Origin of the sequence: Streptomyces subrutilus (genome assembly GCF_001746425.1) — a bacterium.
Taxonomy (GTDB): Bacteria; Actinomycetota; Actinomycetes; order Streptomycetales; family Streptomycetaceae; genus Streptomyces; species Streptomyces subrutilus_A.
On record NZ_MEHK01000001.1, the window covers coordinates 446,817 to 467,457 of the forward strand.

A 20,641-nucleotide genomic window follows, 5' to 3' on the forward strand; every position below is an offset into this window, starting at 1 on the left:
GTGGCCGTCACGGAGACCACGAGCCCGTCTGGTGCAGGTAGCCGTGCTCCAGGGGGAAGGTGAGGGAGGACGCGCCGATCAGCGCGATGTCGGACTCGCCGCGCAGCAGGCTCTCACGGGCCAGATGAGCGGCGACCAGACCTGTTGAACACGCCGTCTGCACGGTCATCGCCGGACCGGTCAGGTCCAGCTTGTGAGCCACGCGCGTGGCGAGGTAATCGGGCTTCGTGCCGGTCATCGACCGGTAGAAGGCGGCCAGGTCTCCGGCGTCCATGCGGCCCCGCGCCTCCAGACCGGTTCCGCCGAAGACGGCGATGTCGCCGTCGAAGGCCGCCGGAACGATCCCGGCGTGCTCCAGCCCCTGCCACGCGCACTCCAGGAACAGCCGGTGCTGTGGATCGATCGTGGCCGCCTCCGCCGGGGAATAGCCGAAGAACGACGCGTCGAACAGATCGGCATCCTCCACCCAGCCCTTCGCGGGCACGTAGGCCGGATCGTCCAACAACTCCTGCGGCGCCCCCGCCGCCCGCAACTCCTCGGCGGAGAAACGGCGGATCGACTCCACCCCGCCCCGCAGGTTGTCCCAGAAGGCACCCACATCCGCCGCACCCGGCAGACGACAGGCCATGCCGATGATCGCGATCGGCTCATCCGCGACCGGCCGCGACACCGCGCGAACCGGGACGACACCCACGGCCGCGGTGCCGTGCGAGCGTCGTTCGAAGAAGGCGGCGAGCTTGTTGACCGTGGGATGACGGAAGATCTCCGCGAGCGGGAACTCCACCCCCAACTCCGCACAGATCAACTGATGAGCCCGCGTCGCCGTCATCGACGTCGCACCCAGCTCGAAGAAGCCCCGATCCGGATCCGGGCCCTCGCCGCCCAACAGACCACCCCACACCCGGGTCAAGACCTGCCGAACACCGACATCACCCGACACAACAGGTGTGGATGCAACTTCTGGGGCGGGCAGTCGGGTCAGCGCCAGGCGGTCGACCTTCCCGTTCGGCGTGTGCGGCAGCGCCGGCAACTCCGTGACGCGGCCCGGCCACATCACCGCCGGCAAGGACCGCTCCAGATGCTCCCGGATCCCCGCGATCGCGTCCCCGACTGTCGTGAACGGCACGTGGTAGAGGTGGACGTACGGGTCCCCCGGCACGTCCTCACGCACCACCGCCGCGCATTCCAGCACCGCCGGGTGCCCCGCCGCCACCGCCTCGATCTCACCGAGCTCGATCCGATGCCCGCGAATCTTCACCTGGTGATCGGTCCGACCGCAGTACTGCAGACTCCCGTCCGCCCGGTACCGCACCAGATCACCCGTCCGGTACATACGGCCACCCGACTCCACCGCCCACGGATCGGCGACGAACCGCTCCCCCGTCAGCTCCGCACGGTGCAGGTACCCACGAGCAACACCCCGGCCACCGATCCACAACTCCCCCCGCACACCCCGCGGCACCGGCCGCCCCGCACCATCGAGGACATGGAGGCAGTTGCCCGCCAGCGGGTCGCCGAGCGACACGTCGCCGGCCGTCACGTTCCAGGCCGAGGACCACACGGTGGTCTCCGTCGGGCCGTACATATTGGTGACCCTGCCCCCGCACAGGCCGAGCAGTTTCTCGGCCAGGGGGCGGTCGAGGGCCTCACCGCCGACGATCATGTGGTCCAGGCCGGAGAGCAGAGCCCGGCCGTCACTGTCGGCCAGGAGCATCCGAGCCAGTGACGGGGTGCACTGCAAGTGGGTCGGCGCGTACTTCCGGTTGTCGGCCCAGTCGGCGAGCGAACCGTCGGCGATCACCACCCGGTAGCCGCGGGTCAGCGTCCACAGCAGTTCGAGGGCGGAGATGTCGAAGGACGGGCTGGTGACGGCGAGCCAGGTGTCACCGGCCCCGCCTCCGACCCGTTCGTCGATCGCATCGCAGAAGTTGGCGAACTGGGCGTGCTCGATCATCACGCCCTTCGGGTTGCCGGTCGAGCCCGAGGTGTAGATGACGTAGGCCAGGTCGCGGGCGTTGGGGGCGGTGTCCGAGAGCGGGGCGTGCGTCGGGGCTCCGGCCTCGGGCACCGTGAACGGCACGATGTCCACGGTGGTGGTGTCGAGGGTGCCGGTCGTGTCGGGGCGGGTGATGACGGTCCGCAGACCGCTGTCGTCCAGGACGTGCTGGAGCCGGGCCGCCGGATACGCCGGGTCGAGCGGCACGTACGCACCACCGGCCTGCCACACCGCCAGCATCGCCACCACCGTCTCCGCCGACCGCGGCAGGTGAACACCCACCAGCACATCGCGGCCCACTCCCCCGGCCCGCAACCTCCCGGCCAGCGAAGCAGCCGCCTCCCACAGCTGCCGGTACGTCAGATCACGCCCCCGGTCGGTCAGCGCGACCGCGTCGGGAGTCCGGTCCGCCTGGGCCCGTATCCGGTCCAGAGCGGTGCTCACTCCCGCCGGAGTGGACGGCTGGAGCCGTGCACCACGGGTGTCCAGCCACTGCTTCTCCTCGGCTCCCAGGAGGTCGAGGTCGCTCACGGCACGGTCGGGATGCGCGACCGCCGCTGCCAGCAGCGTGCGGAAGTTCTCCGCCAGACGCTCGGCCGCGCCGCGGTCCAGCAGAGGCGACTGGAACTCCAGCTCACCCAGCAGCCCCCCGCCCTCACCGTCCACGACCAGCGTCATGCCCAGCTCGAACTTGGCGACGTTCTCCACACCGCCGTGGGTGCTGCACTCCGTAACTGGGGCCCACACATCCTGTGGCCAGGCGGGCTCGGGCAGGACCACGTAGTTGAAAGCGGCGCGGAAGAGGGGGTTCTCGTCGCCCGTGCGGTCCAGCGCGGCGGTACGGACGATCTCCGTCGGGGGGAGGCTCTGGTGCCGCATGAGGCCGACGATCCGGGGCTGCATGCTGGTCAGGAGGTCCTGGAACGCGGGTTGCCCCGTCAGGTCGCACCGCAGCGGAAGCGTGTTCGCCAGGAAGCCGACCACATCGGCCGTCTCACCCCGCCGGTTCGCCCACACCGTGCCCACAGCGAAGTCCCACTGACCGCTGTACCGCGCCAACACCACCACATACGCACTCAACAACACCGTGTACGGCGTCACCGACATTCGCGCGGCCAGCTCCTCCACACCCCGCCGCAACGACTCCGAAAGCGCGAACCCGACCGTGCCGTCACCCACCCCATCCGGGCCCTCGTCCCCCAACTCCGGGAACTCCAGACGCGGCACCCCCGCCAACTCACCCGCCACATACGCCACACCCTCGGCGAACCCGCCACCCGCCAGGCACTCCCGCTCCCACCGCGCGTAATCACCCAACTGCACACCGGCCACACCCGCCACCGGCTCCCGCCCCTGCGCGAACGCCTCACACGCCACGAAGAGATCACGGAAGAACACACCCGCCGACCAGCCATCGGTCACCGCATGGTGCATGGTCAGGCACAGGATCTGCTCGGTCGGGCGGACGTCGACCACGAGGAGGCGGAACAGCCGCGCGCCGATCAGCTCGAACGGCTCCCGTTCCTCCTGCCACAGCAGTTGGGCGGCCGTTTCGGTGTCCGGGGCGTCGACGAACCGCAGGGGCGCGTCGTCGGCGCTCTCGTCGACGAGCTGGACCAGTTCGCCGTCGCGCAGGTCGAGCCGCGTGCGCAGGGCCTCGTGCCGGTCCGCCACCCAGGCCAGGGCGCGCGCGAGCACCCCGGGGTCGACGGGCTGTGTGGTGCGCAGGGCCGCGCGGGTGTTGTAGCGGGCGGTCCCCGGGTGCAGTTGCTCGAGGAACCACAGGCGCCGCTGCCCGTCGGTGGCCGGGTGGACGGCGCGTTCCACCGACCGTTCCAGCACGGGCGGCGCCGTGGTAGCGGCGGCCTCGGCCTGCGCCCCGGCGTCCGACAGCACGCCGAGGAGGTGCTCCGCCACCGCCCTCGGTGTCGGGTGCTCGAAGGCCAGCGCGGACGGGAGCGGGACGCCCGTGAAGTCCTCTAGACGCTTGCGCAGCTCGGTGGCCATCATGGAGTCCAGGCCGCACTTCTGGAAGGAGAGGTCCATCGGGACGGTCTCCGCGGAGCCCAGCAGGGCCGTGGCCTCGTAGCGGACGAACTCCGCGAGCGCCTGGAACCGTTCGGCCTCGGGGACCGACCCGATCGGGGACACGGAGCCGGCGTTCCCTGGCCGCCCGTTCACCGCTCCCGGCGTCGGAACGCGGTCCCGCACGGGCGTGGGCGTCCGGCCGGCCTCGAGCCAGTAGGGGGCGCGCTGGAAGGCGTACGTCGGCAGGCCGGCGAGGGGCGTCTTCTCGCGGGGGTGGGTCTGGCGGAAGTCGATGCTCAGACCGGTGGTGTGGAGGTGGCCGACGGCCTGGGCGAGGGCCTCGTTCTGGTCAGGGGTCCTGCGGGGCTGCTGGGAGGCGATCCGGTGGATGCCGGGGCCGGGGTGGGAGGCGGCGAGGGTGGTGAGTGCGGGAGTGGGGCCGATCTCCAGGAACCGGCGGATGCCGTGGTCGACGAGCGTGGAGAGCGTCTGGTGGAAGCGGACGGTGTCGCGGGCCTGCCGCACCCAGTACCCGGGGGCGAGCATCGTGTCGCCGTGCCGGGACTCGGAGGTGACCCACAGGCCCGTGACGGTGGACACCAGCGGGGTGTGCGGGGCCCGGTAGTGCAGGCCGTCGAGGACGTCGCGGAAGGCGTCGAGCATGCCGTCCATGTGCGCGGAGTGGAAGGCGTGCGAGACGGTCAGGGAGCGGGTGCGCCGGCCCAGGCCTTCGAAGTGGCCGGCGACAGCGGCGACGGCGTCGGCGTCACCGCTGATCACCGTGGAGTGGGGGCCGTTCACGGCGGCGATGCCGACGTGGCCGTCCGGCGCGGTCACGTGCGGGAGCACCTCGTCCTCGCAGGCGTCCAGCTGGATCATGGCGCCGCCTGCCGGGCAGGCCTGCATGAGCCGGGCTCGCGCGGTGACGAGGCGGGCCGCGTCGGGAAGATCCAGGATGCCGGCGAGGTGTGCGGCCGTGATCTCGCCGAGGGAGTGGCCTGCCAGGGCGTCCGGCACGACGCCCCACGACTCCCACAGCCGGTGGAGGGCCGTCTGATACGCGAAGAGGGCGGGCTGCGCGTAGCGGGTCTCGTGGAGGAGGCGGGCCTCGGGTGATCCGTCCGGGGCGAAGAGGATCTCCTGGAGCGGGCGCGGCAGGTGGGGGTCGAGTGCGGCGGTCGCGGCCTCCAATGCCTCGGCGAAACGGGGGTGGGCGCGGGCTAGTTCGCGGCCCATGCCCGGTCGCTGGCTGCCCTGGCCGCTGAAGAGGAAGGCGGTGCCCGTGTCGACGGCGGTGTTGACCGTGGTGCCGGGAGGCGTGTGGCCGGCGGCCAGGATGTCGAGCTGTCGGACCAGGTCGCCGGTGCCGCGGGTGGTGACGGCCGCCCGGCGCGGGAAGTGGGTCCGGTGGTGCGCGGTGGTGGAGGCGAGGGAGGCGAGGGAGGTCGTGGGACGGGTCTCGAGCCAGCGCGCCCAGCGGCCGGCCTGTGCTCGCAGGGCGGCGTCGTCCCGACCGGACAGGAACACGGTGTGGGGCTCCACGCGTTCCGCGCCCCGCCTGGCCTCCGTGGCTCCGTCCGTGCCGTCGGTCCGTGTCGTCCCGCTGCCCGGGGTCGTGACCGTGGGCGGCGCCTCTTCCAGTACGACGTGGGCGTTGGTGCCGCTGAGGCCGAAGGAGGAGACGCCCGCCCGGCGCGGCCGGGCGGTATCCCGGGGCCAGGGCTGCGCCTCGGTCAGCAACTCCAGACCACTGCCCTCCCACACGACGTGCGGACTGGGCACCCCGGCGTGCAAGGTCTTCGGCAGCATCTCGTTCTGCAACGCCAGCACCATCTTGATCACACCGGCCATACCCGCGGCCGCCTGCGTATGACCGATGTTCGACTTCACCGACCCCAACCACACCGGACGACCAGACGCCCGCCCCGGCCCGAACACCTCGGCCAACGCACCCGCCTCGATCGGATCACCCAAAGACGTACCCGTCCCGTGCGCCTCCACCGCGTCCACATCCGCCGGCACCAAACCCGCCGACGCCAACGCTTCCTGGACGACACGCTGCTGAGCCGGACCGTTCGGCGCCGTGAGCCCCTGGCTGCGGCCGTCGTGGTTCACTGCCGAACCCCGGATCACGGCGAGGATGCCGTCTCCGTCCCGCTCGGCCTCCGACAGGCGCTTGAGTGCGAGGACCGCGGCGCCCTCCGCCCAGCCGGCGCCGTCCGCGTCCGCGGAAAAGCTCTTGCAGCGTCCGTCCGGGGCCATCCCCTTGAGCCGCGAGAACTCGACGAAGACGGCGGGCGTGCTCATGACCGTGACGCCGCCCGCCAGGGCCAGGTCGCACTCCCCGGCGCGCAGGGCCTGGACCGCCAGGTGGAGGGAGACCAGGGAGGACGCGCAGGCCGCGTCCACCGTCATGGCGGGACCCCGCAGGCCCAGGGTGTACGAGAGGCGGCCGGACAGCACGCTGACCGCGGTTCCCGTACCGACGTAGCCGTCCAGTGCGCCGAGGTCGACGCCCAGACCACCGTAGTCCGAGCCCATCGCTCCGAGGTACACGCCGGTGCGGCTCTCGCCGAGTTCGGCCGGACGGATGCCGGCCCGCTCCAGCGTCTCCCACGCCACTTCCAGGATCAGCCGCTGCTGCGGGTCCATCGACCGTGCCTCGCGCGGGGAGATGCCGAAGAACTCCGGGTCGAAGCCCTCGACGTCCTTCAGGAAGCCGCCCGCGCGGGCGGAGCTCTTGCCCACCGCGTCGGGGTCCGGGTCGTACAAGTCGAGAGCGGACCAGCGGTCCGGCAGCTCGCCTATCGCGTCCGCACCCGAGGCCAGCAGCCCCCAGAAGTCCTCCGGGGTGTCGATCCCCCCTGGCAGGCGGCATCCCATGGACACGATGGCGACGGGCTCGGTGCGGGCGGCGCGCTCGGCGGAGAGTGTCTCCTCCGCCTTCAGGAGCGCGCTCGCCGTGCGTCGCAGATAGGTCTCGAGCCTGTCGACATCGGACGAGGGCATGCGTTCACTCCCAACGGGTAGGGCGCTTGAAGACGGCGAGACAGGGTGATACCGCTCCACCTTGGGGCATCCGGCGGACGCGGGTCCGAGTCGTCGACCGCCTTCCCACCCGGTCTCGACCCGGCCCTGAGCGGCCGGTTCGGGCGTCGCCGTGCTGTCGGTGCTCCGGCCCGAAGGCTTCAGTGCCGGCGGCGGTCGCGTACCCCGACGAGAGTCGCGAGGTCGGCGGCGTGCGGCATCGGCGAGGGCCGAGGCGTGAGCAGCGAGCGGTCGCTCGGTGCGAACGGGGTCGCGTCGGCGCACCGGCCCTTCGCACCAAGTGCGGAACCTGTCGCTCGCCGGCGTCACCCGCCGTAGGACGGGTGCGTGCCGAGCCGGGCGCCGTGAACGCGACCTCCGAGGCCGGCGCGACGTACCGCTAGGACAGCGACGGCCGCCCTGTATCCGGCGGCTCGGCGGCAGCCGGATACAGGACGGCCTGGGGTGCGGGAATGTTCAGGCGTTCACGTGGTGGGGCTTACGGCCCCTCGGGGCGCGGCGTGATGCGTCGGCCTCGTCGTGGGCTGGAGACGCCGGAGCCACATGGAGGCCGTCAGCAGCAGGCCCGTGAACACCGTCAGGAGGAGAACAGAGACCCACATCTGTCGGCTCCCCGGCTGCAGCCATCCCGCCCAGACGGCCGCAGCCGCCCACAACGCGGTTCCGGCCAGGTAGAGGGAGCGGGCCCGGCGCAGCTGGCGTGCGGCCCGCAAGGAGGTGAGAGTTTCGCGCTTCGGTGCCATGCCCACCCGTGTACCCCGAAGTTCCGCGCGTCCACGGGTGAATGCGGGGGTGTTTGATCGACGCCCGGTTCCGGGCAGGTTCATGATTCCGTCGCGGCAGACCGCGACAGCCGGATCTCGGCGCGGGCGCCGTGGTGTCGCCGTACCGAGCGTACGACCCGACGGCCCCTGGCAGCCGTGCCGGGGGCCGCTTCGCCCGCTGATGCGGCCGGTCACACCTACGGCGCGCGAACGGGGCGGGACCTGCCGACGCCCTCCTCGACATCGGCAGGCCCCTGATCCGGGCTGAAGGCGTGGAACTGTCAGAAGGTCAAGGTCCACGAGTCGATGTAACCGGTGTCGCCGCTGTACACGTCGGTGACCCGCAGCTTCCAGGTGCCGCCGGCGGCCGCGCCGGAGGCGTCGACGGTGTAGGTGGTGAGGACGTTGGCCGCGCTGTCGCCGGAGCCGGCGGCTTTCAGCTGGGTGGAGCCGCCGTTCGGGGCGACGAGCTCGATGCGCAGGTCACCGCGGTAGGGGTGCTTGATGTCGACGGCGACCTTGAGGGAGGTCGGGGCGTTGCCGCTGATGCCCGTCACCGCGAGGGAGGACGTGACCGGGGTGTTGGTGTCCGGGACGGTCACGTTGGCGGTGTTGGTGAACACCTTGCCCGTGGGCGGCTGCGGGTTCGTGCCGTCGGACGCGCCCAGCGTACGGGCCGCGTCGGCCAGCCCCGCGCCGCAGCCGCCGGAGCAGCTGCCGGGCAGGGTACGGGCGTTGGTCTTGATCGCGGACTCGATCTGGGCGGGCGTCATCGACGGGCTCGCCTGGTTCATCAGCGCGGCGAGGCCGGCGATGTGCGGGGCGGCCATGCTGGTGCCCTGGTACGCCGCGTACGTCTCGTTACCGAGACTGCGGATGCCGGTGTTGAGCGTGGACCAGATGCCGTTGGCGGAGCCGAGGGCGGTCTCGCCGCCCGGGGCGGTGACGTCGACGACGGCGCCGTAGTTGGAGTAGGCGGCGCGGTTGCCCTGACGGTCGGAGGCGGCGACGGTGATGACGTTGTTGCAGTTGGCCGGCTGGAAGTCGGCCGCGTTGACGTTGTCGTTGCCTGCTGCCACCACGACGGTGGTGCCCCGGCCTACGGCGCCGTTGATGGCGTTTTGGGTGGCGGGACTGCAGGCGCCGCCGCCGCCGAGGCTCATGTTGATGACGTCGGCCGGGCTCGGGTTGGCGGGCACGCCCTGGACGGTCCCGCCGGAGGCCCAGGTGATGGCGTTGATGATGTCGGCGTCGGTGCCGCCGCACCACCCGAGTACGCGAACGGGCTGGAGGGTCGCGTGGTGCGCGATGCCGGCGATGCCCTTGCCGTTGCCGGTGGTGGCGGCGATGGTGCCGGCGACGTGGGTACCGTGCCAGGAGTTGTTGGTGTCGCGATCGGGGACCGGCCGGCCGAAGCGGTCGACGCCGCAGTCGCCCTTGTTCATCCAGTCGCCGGTGTCGGCGGGATTGCCGTCCGGGCCGTCGCCGTCGCGGGACATCCGGGTGTCGGAGATGAAGTCGTATCCCGCGATCACGTTGGCGGCGAGGTCGGAGTGGGCGACGTAACCGGTGTCGATGACGGCGACCTTGACACCTGCGCCGGTCGCCTTGTCCCAGGCGCCGGGGACGTTCATGCCGGCGGCGGCCTCGAAGAGGTCCCACTGGCGGGCGTAGTCGGTGTCGTTCGGCTCGACGGCCGTGGCGTACACGCGGCGGTCCGGGACGACGTACTCGACGTCCGGGTCGGCGCGGAAGGCGGCCATGACGTCGGCCGCCTCCTCCTTGCCGAGCTCCGCACCGAGGCCGACCAGCGCGGCTCCGGTGCCGAGGCGTCGCTCGAAGGCGAGGCTCTCGCCGGCCTTCTTGCCCTTGTCCTTGGCATCCTTGGCGGCGGCGTCGTTGGACTCGGCCTCCGTGGTCTTGGACTTGTAGCCGACGATCAGGCGCTCAACGGGCCCGTCGCTCGCCTGCGCCACGGCGCCCGGCTGCGGTGCGGGAAGGGGCGCACCCGCTGCCGGGGCGCTTCCCTCGACGGCGCCCGCCGTCCCCGGCACGACCGCCAGCACGGTGGCGGCCAGACCGGCGGCGAGCGCCGTCCCGAGTATCTTCCGTGCGGGCAACGCAGTTCTCTGGTGCATCGATGCTCCTTGTCCAGGCATGCCGTCCCCGTGGCCGGAGGTGGCCACCGTGGGGTTGGACGGCAGTCCGCCGCGCGATGCTGAAGGCTGAACAGCCGCGGCGGGGATGGAGACAAGGATTGGGGCTCCAGCAACGTCCTGTACATCACTGTGCACTTCCGGTTCCGGACAATGTCCTGTTCAGGAGGGATCGGAAGGATGAAAGGCAACAGAAGCCGCATCTTCCGCGAAACGGCCCATTCCTCCACGCCGATCACGGAACCTTGACGGTCGCCAGAGCCCCATCTACAGTCCCCACCCGACGTCCCCACCGTCGGCGTAGGAGGTACACGTGTTCCTGCTGGAGCCCGTCGGTCTCGGCCGGCTCGAAAACGACGCCTACCTCGCCCTGCTCGACCTGAAGCGGGCCACGGCGGAAGAGCTCGCGGGGAACGCGGGGTGCTCTCCCGCGGAACTGCGCCCCGCGCTCCGCCGTCTCCTCGACCACGGTCTCGTCCAGCAGATCGGCTTCACCCCGGCGCTCTACGCCCTCGTCGCACCGGACGAGGCGCTCCCCTCGCTGATCAGCCGGCGGCGCGGCGATCTCGCCCAGATGCAGATGCGCATCGAGGAGTTGGCCGACCGCCTGCGTGCGCGGCCCGCGCGCGGGGGGACACCCGTCGTCGAGCTGGTGGAGGGTGAGGACGCCGTACTGGCCGCGGTGTCCCGGCTCCAGCTCGAGGCACGCGAGGAGATCATCGCGGTCGACGCGCCGCCGTACATCGGCGGCCAGAGCAACCCGAACGACCTCGAACTGAGTCGGCTCGCGGACGGCGTCGCCTACCGGTTCGTCTACGCTCGTGAGGCACTGGCTTCGCCCGAGCACATCGCGGCCATGCGCCGCTGCACCGAGGCGGGCGAACGGGCCCGGATCCTGCCGGATGTCACCCTGAAGATGTTCGTCGTCGACCGGACCACCGCCTTGCTGCCCGTCTCCTACACCGACCAGGACCCCGGCGTCCGGCTGCTGGTGCACGAGTCCGCACTCGTCGACGTCCTCGTCTGCTGCTTCGAGAGCCTGTGGGCACGCGCCACGCCCTTCGACAGCGCCGGCGCGGAGTGCGGCCCGTCCGCCAAGGACCGTGAGCTGCTGGCACTGATGGCCTCGGGCATGAAGGACCGCACCATCGCCCGCTCCCTCGGCGTGACCGAGCGGACGGTGGGGCGCAGACTCACCGAGCTGATGGCCGGACTGGGCGCGGAGACACGCTTCCAGGCCGGTGTCCAGGCGGCCCGCGCAGGATGGCTCTGATCCGTTCGGCAGGCGTGCGAGGGCCACCTGCGACGTAAATGCGGCGCAGCGCGGCACCCGCGTGCGCCGAAACGGGACTTTCGCCTGCACACCCGGGACGTTCGTTCCGCGCCGTCCTCGGCGCCGGAGTTCCCGCGGTCGTGCAGCCCGGCCCTCGTGATCCTGCCGTAGCCGGCCACCGAATCGTCGCTTTTTCCGAAGAACATCCGGTTTGATTGTGATTCATGCGGTCAGTAGATCTGTGCCCTGCGCGGATCGGCATCTCGCCTGTCCCGGCCGGTGACCGTCCCGTCCCTACGACAGAACAGATGAGGGCCCATGCCTTCCCGCCCCGCAGACACCGGCGTGCAGCAACCGCTGCGCAAGGTTCTCACCACGCGCCTGCTGTACTTCTTCATCCTCGGCGACGTCCTCGGCGCGGGCGTGTACGTACTGATCGGGGAGGTGGCCGGCAAGTCGGGCGGCGCCGTGTGGGTTCCCCTCACGGTCGCACTGCTTCTGGCGCTGCTGACCGCGGCTTCGTACGCCGAGCTGGCCACGAGGTACCCGAGGGCCGGCGGCGCCTCGTACTACGCCACGCGCGCCTACGGCCCCGCCGTGGGATTCTTCACCGGGTACTGCATGCTGGCCGCGGGGATCGTGTCGGTCGCGGCACTCGCCCGCGGTTTCGCCGGCGACTACCTCACCGCTCTCGTCTCGCTGCCGGTGGTGCTCGTCGCCGTGGTCTTCCTCGTCCTGCTGGCGCTCCTGAACGCGCGCGGCATCCGCGAGTCCACCCGGCTGAACACGCTCGCCACCCTGGTGGAAACGGGCGGCCTGCTGCTCATCGTGGGACTCGGCGCGTGGGTCGTCGTCCGGGGCGACGGCGATGTGGGCAGGCTGACGCAGCTCGGGACGCAATCCGCGTCACCCGCGGCGGCCGTCCTGGCCGGAGCGGTGCTCGCCTACTACTCGTTCGTGGGCTTCGAGACGTCCGTGAACGTCGCCGAGGAAACCCTCGACCCGGCGCGATCCTACCCGCGGGCGCTGTTCGGAGCGCTGGCCACCGCAGGGGTCATGTACGCGGCCGTCGGCGCGGCGGCCTCCGCCGCCGTGCCCACCGGCACCTTGGCCGAGTCCGACGGCCCTCTGCTGGAGGTCGTCCGGGCGGCCGGAGCGGTACCACCACGACTGTTCGCGTTCATCGCGCTGGTCGCAGTGGCCAACGGGGCCCTCCTGACCGGCATCATGAGCTCCCGCCTGGCGTACGGGATGGCCAGGGAGGGGTTCCTGCCCGCCTTCCTCACCCGTGTCCTGCCGACCCGGCGCACCCCCTGGGCCGCGATCGCCACGACGACCGCCGTGTCCGCGCTGCTCGCCGCAACCGGCGAGATCGGCGTGCTGGCGGGCACCCTGGTGCTGCTCCTGCTGGTGGTCTTCTTCACCGTGAACACCGCGGTCATCGTCCTGCGCCGTGATCGGTCCGCCCCCGCCGCCCACTTCCGCGCACCCACGGTCGTACCCGTACTCGGCGCCCTCTCGTGCATCGCCCTGGCGACGCAGGTCGAGGCCAGGGTCTGGACACGAGGCCTGGTCCTGATGGGCGCGGGCGCCGCCCTCGGCCTCCTCTTGCTGGCGCAGCGGCGACGTCGGCAGCCGACGACCGACGCAGCACCCTTGCCGGACGGCCGCTGAGCAGCGAACGCGTCGGCGGCACCGCAGGGCCACGAAAGAACATGGCGTCCCTGCCCATGACCGAGCCGGCGGGCAGCCACCGCGGGTTCGGTGAGTACGGCAGCTACTCGGCTGCGGAGATCGGGCACCGGCTCGTCGAGCCGGGCCCGGGCCGAGGGGCCGGCAGCAGGTGCACGGTGGTGGTGACGGCAATCCGCGACGGGAGTGAACCAGCGGCAGCGCCGGCAACCTCGTTCAGCCGATGGGGACGACGCGGGCCCAGGCGGGCGGAGCGCCAGGGACATAGTCCGGATCTTCCTCGTTCACGGTGCGGGCAGGACGTGGGAAGAGCCCGACGACCGTGCGGCAGGACGGCTGCTCGGAGGGCCAGGGCGTCTGTCCGTCCGTCAGGGCGACGATCACGTCCGGGCGGGGGCGGGAGCGGAGCGCACGGGCGAAGCCGGACCGCAGGTCCGTACCGCCACCGCCGATCAGTTCGAGGTTCTCGGCCCGGCACAGCGGGACGGCGACGCCGGCCGCCGCATCGCAGGAGATCACCGAAACCAGGTCGCGCCGCCCGCCCACCGCCCGTGAGATGGCCGCCACCTCCAGCAGCGCGCCGCCCAGCTCGGCGTCGCTCACCGACCCGGAGGTGTCGATCACGACGCAGACCCGGGGCGGCATCCGGCGCAGGCTCGGCAGCACGACGCCGGGGACGCCGGCGGAGCGGCGGGACGGACGACGGTAGCTGTGGTCCTCGCCCGGCCCCGGCGCGCCCACGGCCGCGCGGAGCGCAGCGCCGAGCAACTGCCGCCAGGGTTGCGGAGGGTGGAACGCCTCGTCCGCCCAGCGCCGCCACCCCTCCGGAGCGTCCCCGGGCCGGCCGGTGATCGCCTCGGCCACCCGGAAGCGCACCGCGTCGCGCTGCTGCCGGCTCAGGCCGTGCGCTCCTTCGGGCCCCAGCTCCCAGGGCCGCGCGTGCCCGTCGGCGCCGCTGCCGCAGTCCAGCCAGGCCAGCCGTGGGGTGCGGCCCGCCATCGAGAACCGCCGCAGGTACTCCTCCATCAGCAGCCCGTCGGGCAGGCCCAGCATCGCCGGAAGCACCGCCCCCGCCGGCTTCGGCAGGCCATCGCCGTAGATGTCGTCGTTGATCTCGAAGTCGGCCGCGACGTTCTGCCGAAGCCGCTGTCCCGGCCCTTGTTCCCCGTGCTCGCGGGCGTACTGCGCGCCGCGTTCGTGGTGGTCCCGCAGCAGGTGGGAAACCTCGTGCACCCAGACGCCAGCCAACTCCTCCAATGGAGTGCGCGACACGAAGGACGGGGAGACGTAGCAGCGCCAGTAGGCGTCCACCGCCATGGTCGGCACCGACCGGTCCTCCACCACGTGCAGCGCGAAGAGCGCGCCGGCGAGATACGGCCGGACGGCGACCGCGTACAGCCGCGCCGCCAGCAACTTGTCCATGTCCAGCGGGACCACGGGGCCCGGCGGTGCCCCGGGAGCCGCGGCTCGCACCGGCCGCGGCGGCGGGGGCGGGGACATCGGGCGCGGCAGCGGGCGCGGCCGCGGCTGCTTCGCGGCCCCGCTCATCGGCGCCCACCCGCCGCGCTCTTGGCGCCGGCGGCCGCCGCGGTACGGGCCACCGAGTCCTCCGCCCGCCGGGCGAGGCCGACCACCGCGGCGAGGCGCTCCACCGTCTCCGGGACCTCCCAGCCGTCGCGACGCAGCGCGGCCAGCGCCTTCGCCGGGGCGACCAGCAGGTCCGGCGCGCCGGTCTCCCACGCCCTGACCAGCACCGCCCAGCCCGCCTCCCAGCGCTCCCGCTCCGGGCGCGCCCCGACGGCGGCGACCACCGCTTCCAAAGTGGCCTGGCGCAGGTCGCCGCGCTCGGGCAGTTCGGCTGAGGCCGGGTCGGCGAGCAGCGAGTCGGGGTCGGGCAGCTCCATGCGGTCGATGTGGGCGAGCAGTTCCAGGCCGGGCCCGTCCCCGACCGCACCTCGGACCAGCGTCGCCAGCACGTCGCGGGATACGGAAGCCGCCGTGCCGAAGGCGAGCAGGGTCATCGCGGCCTCCCAGCTGCGGGGCGAGGGCCAGGCGCCGCCGCGCCGCGTCTCGGTGGTCGGCAGCCGGTGGATCAGCGTCGGCCGGGCGTTCAGGAAGCCGCAGACCGCGCGGCGGGCGAACGCCACCGCATCCGGCAGTCCCGCAGGGTCGAGCCGGGGCAGTTCCGCGCGCGGCCAGACGCCGCCGAGGCCGCGCACCACCACGTCCCGGTCGTGCACCCAGTACAGGTGCACGAACCGGTTCGCCAGCGGCGGGCTGAGCTCCCAGCCGTCCGCGGCCGACGCACGCGGATTGGCCGCGGCCACGATCCGTACGCCGGGCGGCAGTTGCAGCGCGCCGACCTTCCGCTCCAGGACGACCCGTAGCAGTGCGGCCTGGACGGCGGGGGTGGCGGTGGACAGTTCGTCGAGGAAGAGCAGCCCCCGCCCGGCGCGCGCCAGCTCCACGGCCCACTGCGGCGGGGCCATGGGCACGCCGTTCGCTGCCGGGTCCTCGCCCACGATGGGCAGACCGGAGAAATCGGTCGGCTCGTGGACGCTGGCGATCACCGTCGTCAGCGGCAGATCGAGGGAGGTGGCGAGCTGGGTCAGCGCGGCCGTCTTGCCGATGCCGGGCTCACCCCAGAGCAGCACGGGCAGGTCGGCGGCGACAGCCAGGGTGAGCGCCTCCAACTGCTCGTCGGGGCGCGGCTCGGTCGTGGTCGTCCGCAGGAGGGTCAGGAGGTTTTCGGCGAGGGAGAGTTGCGGGCGGCCGGCCGGCAGCGGCACGGGCGCGGGCATGGAGGGGACGGTGGTCGAGGTCATGGGCATCACCTGGGTGTGTTCGGGGACGGGAGCCGTCCTGGATGTCGTCGTCATCGGCGCACGACGGCGTGGACGCCGTACGTGCGGTACGTGCGGCAATTGCAGAGGGCGCGTTTGCTTGCCGGGTCAGGCCCGGCCCGGTCGGTTGCCGGTGTGGGTCGGGTACGGGGCGGTCGGGCGAGGTCGTGCCGCCGCCCGGGCGCACGGATCCGGGCGCCGCGGACCTTCAGCTCTGCTGACCCGTCCGTGGCCGGGCGCGGATGCCCCGCTTGCGGCGCAACTCCCCTGGCAGACGGCGGTCGAGCCGTGGCCGGTAGCCCGTGCCCGCCGTCGCGGCCGCGGCGGGATGCACCGGTACCAGACCCGAGCGGAAGAGCCCGTGGTCGAGGCGGCCGACCACAGCCGCCTCGAGCGCTTCCCGCAGGGGTCCTGCGCGCAGGACGGCGCCGGGGCCGAGCAGCCCTTCGACCACGGCCAGGGCCCCGGTGACGTCGCCGTGGCCGAGCCGCTCCCGGACGGCGGGCAGCGCCTCGGGGCTGCGGTGCACGGTGTCGATCGCCCTCAGGCAGGGCAGTCCGGGACCTCCGAGCGCCATGAGCAGTTCCTCACGGGCCAGTTGGGTCGAATCGTGGTCGACCGCCGCCAGCGTCCCGTTGCGCAGCGCAATGCGGTGGACTTCCCCCTGGCACTCGACCCGATGCGGATCCGCGGGCCCGGGCGCCGAGTCGTCCGCCGGCCTTCCGGGGCCGGGCACCGCCAGCGGACCGGAGGCGGAGCCCGCGACTGCCGGCTGGCACAGTGCTGCCGCGACCAGCGGATGCAGCTGTTCGGCACGGAGCAGGCCGGCCCGCAGCAGCTCCAGGTCCGGAAGTCTGCGGGCAGCGGCCTCCGGAAGCAGCGGGAGCGCCGCGATCCGGTGCGGCGCCAGCGCCTCCCGTACCGGCCGGAGGACCGGGGCATGACTGTCGTCGGGGGCGACGAGTTCGAGCACGCGGTGGCGGCGCGCACCGAGCCGCACGGTGAGAGCACCGCGAGGACGGCCCTCGGCGCGCAGGAGCAGTTCCGCTTCGTGGGCCCAGTGGTCCGGCGGCCACGAGGGATCCCGCTCGGCGGGTCGGTCCAGTGCGTCCACGCCGCACCGCTGTGCCAGCTCGGCGCTGCGCGGGGCGTCCCAGAGGTGGCGGTGCAGGTCGAGACGGAAACGCCGGTCGGGGTGGGGGTGCGGATGGTGCTCCGGTGCGCCGTCGCGCGAGTCTTCCCAAAGCGTCAGCGACATCCGCTGGCCTGAGTCCGCCCAGGCGGGCGGCGTCCGCACGACGAGCTGCGGTGCCGCGGCGCCCGGGCCGCCGTAGCGGGCCAGCGAGAGGGTGAGACCGGGCCGGAGCCGCCCGTCGGGGGCGATCCGGGGCATGTTCCAGCGCAGCAGATCCGGCGCCAGTCGACGCAGATCGGCTCGGAGCCGGGTGGCGAGGTCGGTGCCGTGGCGGTCGCGCACGGCGCGCAGATCGAGATCGACATCAATCCGGGCGACGGCGCAGGCTCCGGCCCAGTCACCGGCCGCACGGCGTGCGGTCGCGTTCTCGATCATGGACGGTGGCACGGCGTAGTCGCGTACGCGCTGCCACATCAGAAGGTGGGCGGGAATCGGTTCCACGAAGTGAGCTGCCATCAGCACTCACCTTGCGTGGACGATTCCCCCAATCCGAAAGAGGGGAAGGTGTTCATCACCGGCATCATAGGCACCTCCTGGATGATCTGTCAGCCACAAACCGTGAGGCCTCAGCCTGTGCCGGCGCCGACAGGGTGGGCCTCAAGTCGCGGGCGGGTACAGGCCTTCGGGCTCGACCAGCGGCCGGGCCTACGAAGACGCGGCCCGTCGGTCGGGCAGATGCCAGCGGTACGGCGTGACGAGCGCGTCGATGCTGCCCGGCCCCCAGCTCCCGGGCGCGTACGGTTCCACCGCCGGCGGCGCGTCGAGCAGCGGGGCGGCGACTTCCCAGAGCCGTTCGACGCCGTCGGACCGCGTGAACAACGACTGGTTGCCGCGCATGGCCTCCAAGAGGAGGTGCTCGTACCCCTCCAGCGAGTTCTGCGCGGCGAACGAGGTGCTGTAGTCGAAGGCCATGTCGGCGTCGGCCAGTTGCATCGACGGTCCCGGCTCCTTCACCAGGAAGCGAGCGGTGATGGAGCCCGGATCGTCGAAGTCGATGACCAGTTCGTTGCTCCGGCCGTCAGCCGCGGCCCGCGTGTCCAGGGGGAACATCCGCAGGGCCGGCTCGCGCAGGCCGAGCGTCACTACGTGACGGCCCTCTGCCAGAGCCTTGCCCGTACGCAGTTGGAAGGGCACCCCCGCCCAGCGCCAGTTGTCGATCTCGACCCGCAGCGCCACGAACGTCTCCGTGTCCGATGCCGGATCCACGCCCTGCTCGTCGCGGTATCCGGTGTACTGGCCGCGGACGACGTGCGCGGGGTCCAGAGCGCGCATGCTGCGGAAGACCTTGACCTGCTCGTCGCGGAGCGCGTCCGCCTCCAGGGCGACCGGCGGTTCCATGGCGACGAACCCGAGCAGCTGGAACAGGTGGGTGACGACCATGTCGCGGAACGTGCCGGTGCCCTCGAAGAAGCGGGCGCGGCCCTGGATGTCGATGTGCTCGGGGACGTCGATCTGTACGTGGCTGATGTGCTCACGGTTCCACAGCGGCTCGAAGAGGCCGTTGGCGAAGCGGAGCGCCAAGACGTTGTCGACGGCCTCCTTCCCGAGGAAGTGGTCGATGCGGAACACCCGTGACTCGTCGAACACGCGGTGGATGGCGGCGTTGAGCTCGCGGGCGGACGCGAGGTCGGTGCCGAAGGGCTTCTCGACGATGACCCGGCCGTTCCCGGCGAGGCCCGTCGTGCCGAGCAGGTCGATCATCGAGGTGAACGCGACGGGCGGCACGGCGAGGTGGAAGAGGCGGCGCGGCTCTCCACCGAGGGCCGTCTCGGCTTCCCGCACCGCTGTCATCAGGGGGTCCGCTGCTCCCGTGTCGGCCGCGCCGAACGACAGGGCCGCTTCGAACGCCTCCCAGGCCGGTCCCTCGGGCCGCGAGCGCCCGAACCGCGCCACGGCCTGCTGCGCGTGGGTCCGGAATCCCTGATCGGTGAGGGCCTCCGCCGCGGGAGCGGTACCGACGATGCGGTAGCGCCGCGGCATCAGTCCCGCTCGGGCCAGGTGGAACAGCCCGGGCAGCAGCTTGCGCCGGGCCAGGTCGCCCGTAGCGCCGAACAGTACGATGACGTGGTCCGCCGGGGGCTCGGGTGACTGGGCAGGCTGGACCATCTGGCATCCTCACTCGTCCGCGCCTGAGCGCTGCACCGGCACGGCCGCGGGCCCTGTGCCGTGTCCGCCGTCGTGGCGCCGGCCGTGCGTCCTCCAGCCCACTCTGCGCGTCCCCGGCCGATCCGGCATCCGGGCCCGCCCGGGCCCGAGCCCCCGCCGGTCCGGACGGGCCCGGAGCGGGATCGGACCGTGAGCCCTGGCGGCAGTCGGGTCCCGGCCGCGCCGACCATGAGGCCGGGGCCGTGCCGACCAGCACGGGGCGGCCCTGGGCCCGCGGGCGTGGGTCGGCCTGCCGCCGGGCGGGGACACGACCACGAAGAAAACTGTTCTGAAGTGACGAAGCATCAAGTGGTCGCCGAGCACAGCGACCCGCGATCGGCATCCGTATTGACGACGGGCGCCCGACTTCCTTCGGAGAGTCAATCGCAGGAAGGGCTGTTCTCCGAGGTGACCTGGACGAGGCGCTGGGCCACGGCCCGGAGGTGCGTCAGGACCGTTTCGTCCGCGTCGAGGGTGTACGCGGCCGGGAGTGCGGCCAGGGTTTGGGCGATGCGGGCCAGGGAGTCGTCCGAAGCGTCGACCACGCAAGTGGTGGCGTCGGCGGGGCGTACACGGGTGCCCAGGCCGCAGGTGCGCGCGCGTACCTGCTCCGCGGGGGCCTGGACGGAGGCGACAGCCCGGTAGCGGGTGGGGGCCGAGGCGAGGCGGGCGGCCACGAAGTCCGCGGGAGCGTCGCCCTCCGGGAGGGGACGGGGCGGGACGCGGCGGCCCGTGGGCATGGGGCCTGTGATGCGGTCCAGGCGGAAGATGCGCCAGTCGTCGCGGTCGGTGTCGTGGGCCAGCAGATACCAGAGGTTCCCCGAGGCGACCAGGTGCTGGGGTTCGACTCGCCGGGAGGCCGCCGCTCCCGTCCGCGTGGCGTAGTCGAAGGTCAGCACCCCGTGGTCACGGCACGCCACCGCAAGGATGGCGAGGACCTCGGGGTCGGCGCGCGGGCCTGCGCTCTCCCAGGCGATTCCGGATGCGGCGGCCTGGAGCGCCGAGACCCGGCCGCGCAACCGGCGGGGCAGTACCTGCTCCAGTTTGGCCAAGCCCGTAGGGCGGTCTCCTCGATGCCGGCCAGACCGCCGGCCGCGGTGCGCAGGGCCACGGCGATGGCCACACCTTCGTCGTCGTCCAGCAGGAGCGGCGGCATGTCGGCGCCGGCGGCGAGCCGGTAGCCGCCGGCGTGGCCGCGGGCGCTGTCGACCGGATAGCCCAGGTCACGGAGCCGGTCGATGTCCCGGCGGACCGTGCGGACGGTCACCTCCAGCCGCTCGGCGAGGTCCGCGCCGGACCACTCCCGGCGGGTCTGGAGGAGCGACAGCAGTCGCAACGTCCTGCCTGTCATCTCGCTGGTCATGCCCTCCACTATGACCGCGTCAAAGGACAGGTCCTGTCCGGAAACGACCCTACGGTGGAACCGTTCAACCTCCACCAGACCAGGACAAACCGAAGACACCTCGTGAAGATCGCAGTTTCGGTACCGGCGGCGGCGCCC

Annotated in this window: 7 protein-coding genes and 2 pseudogenes; 2 read left to right on the forward strand and 7 right to left on the reverse strand. The window is 72.4% G+C overall.

The features are described 5' to 3' along the window. Positions 1-7: 7 nt before the first annotated feature. Together BGK67_RS02990 and BGK67_RS03000 are read right to left on the reverse strand one after the other, a co-directional pair. Positions 8-6,928, reverse strand: a pseudogene (locus tag BGK67_RS02990) (amino acid adenylation domain-containing protein); the annotation flags it as partial. A 1,189-nt stretch (positions 6,929-8,117) separates the two neighbouring features. Then, a complete protein-coding gene (locus BGK67_RS03000; RefSeq protein ID WP_079153975.1) occupies positions 8,118-9,974 on the reverse strand; it encodes a S8 family serine peptidase in 1,857 nt (618 codons plus the stop codon). A gap of 331 nt (positions 9,975-10,305) precedes the next feature. Here BGK67_RS03000 and BGK67_RS03005 point away from each other — a divergent pair, with 331 nt between their 5' ends. Then, positions 10,306-11,265 (forward strand): helix-turn-helix transcriptional regulator, encoded by a 960-nt coding sequence (locus BGK67_RS03005; RefSeq protein ID WP_069918421.1) that lies wholly within the window; start codon positions 10,306-10,308, stop codon positions 11,263-11,265. A gap of 318 nt (positions 11,266-11,583) precedes the next feature. Continuing rightward, positions 11,584-12,939, forward strand: coding sequence for an APC family permease (locus BGK67_RS03010; RefSeq protein ID WP_069918422.1), 1,356 nt, complete (start codon positions 11,584-11,586; stop codon positions 12,937-12,939). Positions 12,940-13,173: 234 nt separating this feature from the next. Here the strand turns inward: BGK67_RS03010 and BGK67_RS03015 are convergent, their stop codons facing one another. From BGK67_RS03015 to BGK67_RS03035, 5 genes and pseudogenes are all read right to left on the reverse strand, one after another. After that, entirely contained in the window at positions 13,174-14,379 is a 1,206-nt protein-coding gene (locus BGK67_RS03015) for a vWA domain-containing protein (protein ID WP_069923587.1), read from the reverse strand. A gap of 122 nt (positions 14,380-14,501) precedes the next feature. Then, the gene (locus BGK67_RS03020; protein ID WP_069918423.1) at positions 14,502-15,782 is read right to left on the reverse strand and encodes an AAA family ATPase; all 1,281 of its coding nucleotides are present in this window, start codon (positions 15,780-15,782) and stop codon (positions 14,502-14,504) included. Positions 15,783-16,008: 226 nt separating this feature from the next. After that, positions 16,009-17,451 carry a hypothetical protein gene (locus tag BGK67_RS03025; RefSeq protein ID WP_069918424.1) on the reverse strand — a complete coding sequence of 481 codons (1,443 nt, stop codon included), beginning with the start codon at positions 17,449-17,451 and terminating at the stop codon, positions 16,009-16,011. A 189-nt stretch (positions 17,452-17,640) separates the two neighbouring features. Beyond that, positions 17,641-19,101, reverse strand: coding sequence for a glucose-6-phosphate dehydrogenase (gene zwf / locus BGK67_RS03030; protein WP_069918425.1), 1,461 nt, complete (start codon positions 19,099-19,101; stop codon positions 17,641-17,643). 419 nt (positions 19,102-19,520) lie between these two features. Next, positions 19,521-20,503, reverse strand: a pseudogene (locus BGK67_RS03035) (helix-turn-helix transcriptional regulator). Between the last annotated feature and the right edge of the window lie 138 nt (positions 20,504-20,641).

What these genes read in the sequence shown, in the direction of transcription:
- BGK67_RS03020 (WP_069918423.1), bottom strand. Translation starts at nt 15,782, where the DNA reads ATGACCTCGACCACCGTCCCCTCCATGCCCGCGCCCGTGCCGCTGCCG.
- BGK67_RS03015 (WP_069923587.1), bottom strand. Translation starts at nt 14,379, where the DNA reads ATGGACAAGTTGCTGGCGGCGCGGCTGTACGCGGTCGCCGTCCGGCCG.
- BGK67_RS03010 (WP_069918422.1), top strand. Translation starts at nt 11,584, where the DNA reads ATGCCTTCCCGCCCCGCAGACACCGGCGTGCAGCAACCGCTGCGCAAG.
- BGK67_RS03000 (WP_079153975.1), bottom strand. Translation starts at nt 9,974, where the DNA reads ATGCACCAGAGAACTGCGTTGCCCGCACGGAAGATACTCGGGACGGCG.
- BGK67_RS03025 (WP_069918424.1), bottom strand. Translation starts at nt 17,451, where the DNA reads ATGGCAGCTCACTTCGTGGAACCGATTCCCGCCCACCTTCTGATGTGG.
- zwf (WP_069918425.1), bottom strand. Translation starts at nt 19,101, where the DNA reads ATGGTCCAGCCTGCCCAGTCACCCGAGCCCCCGGCGGACCACGTCATC.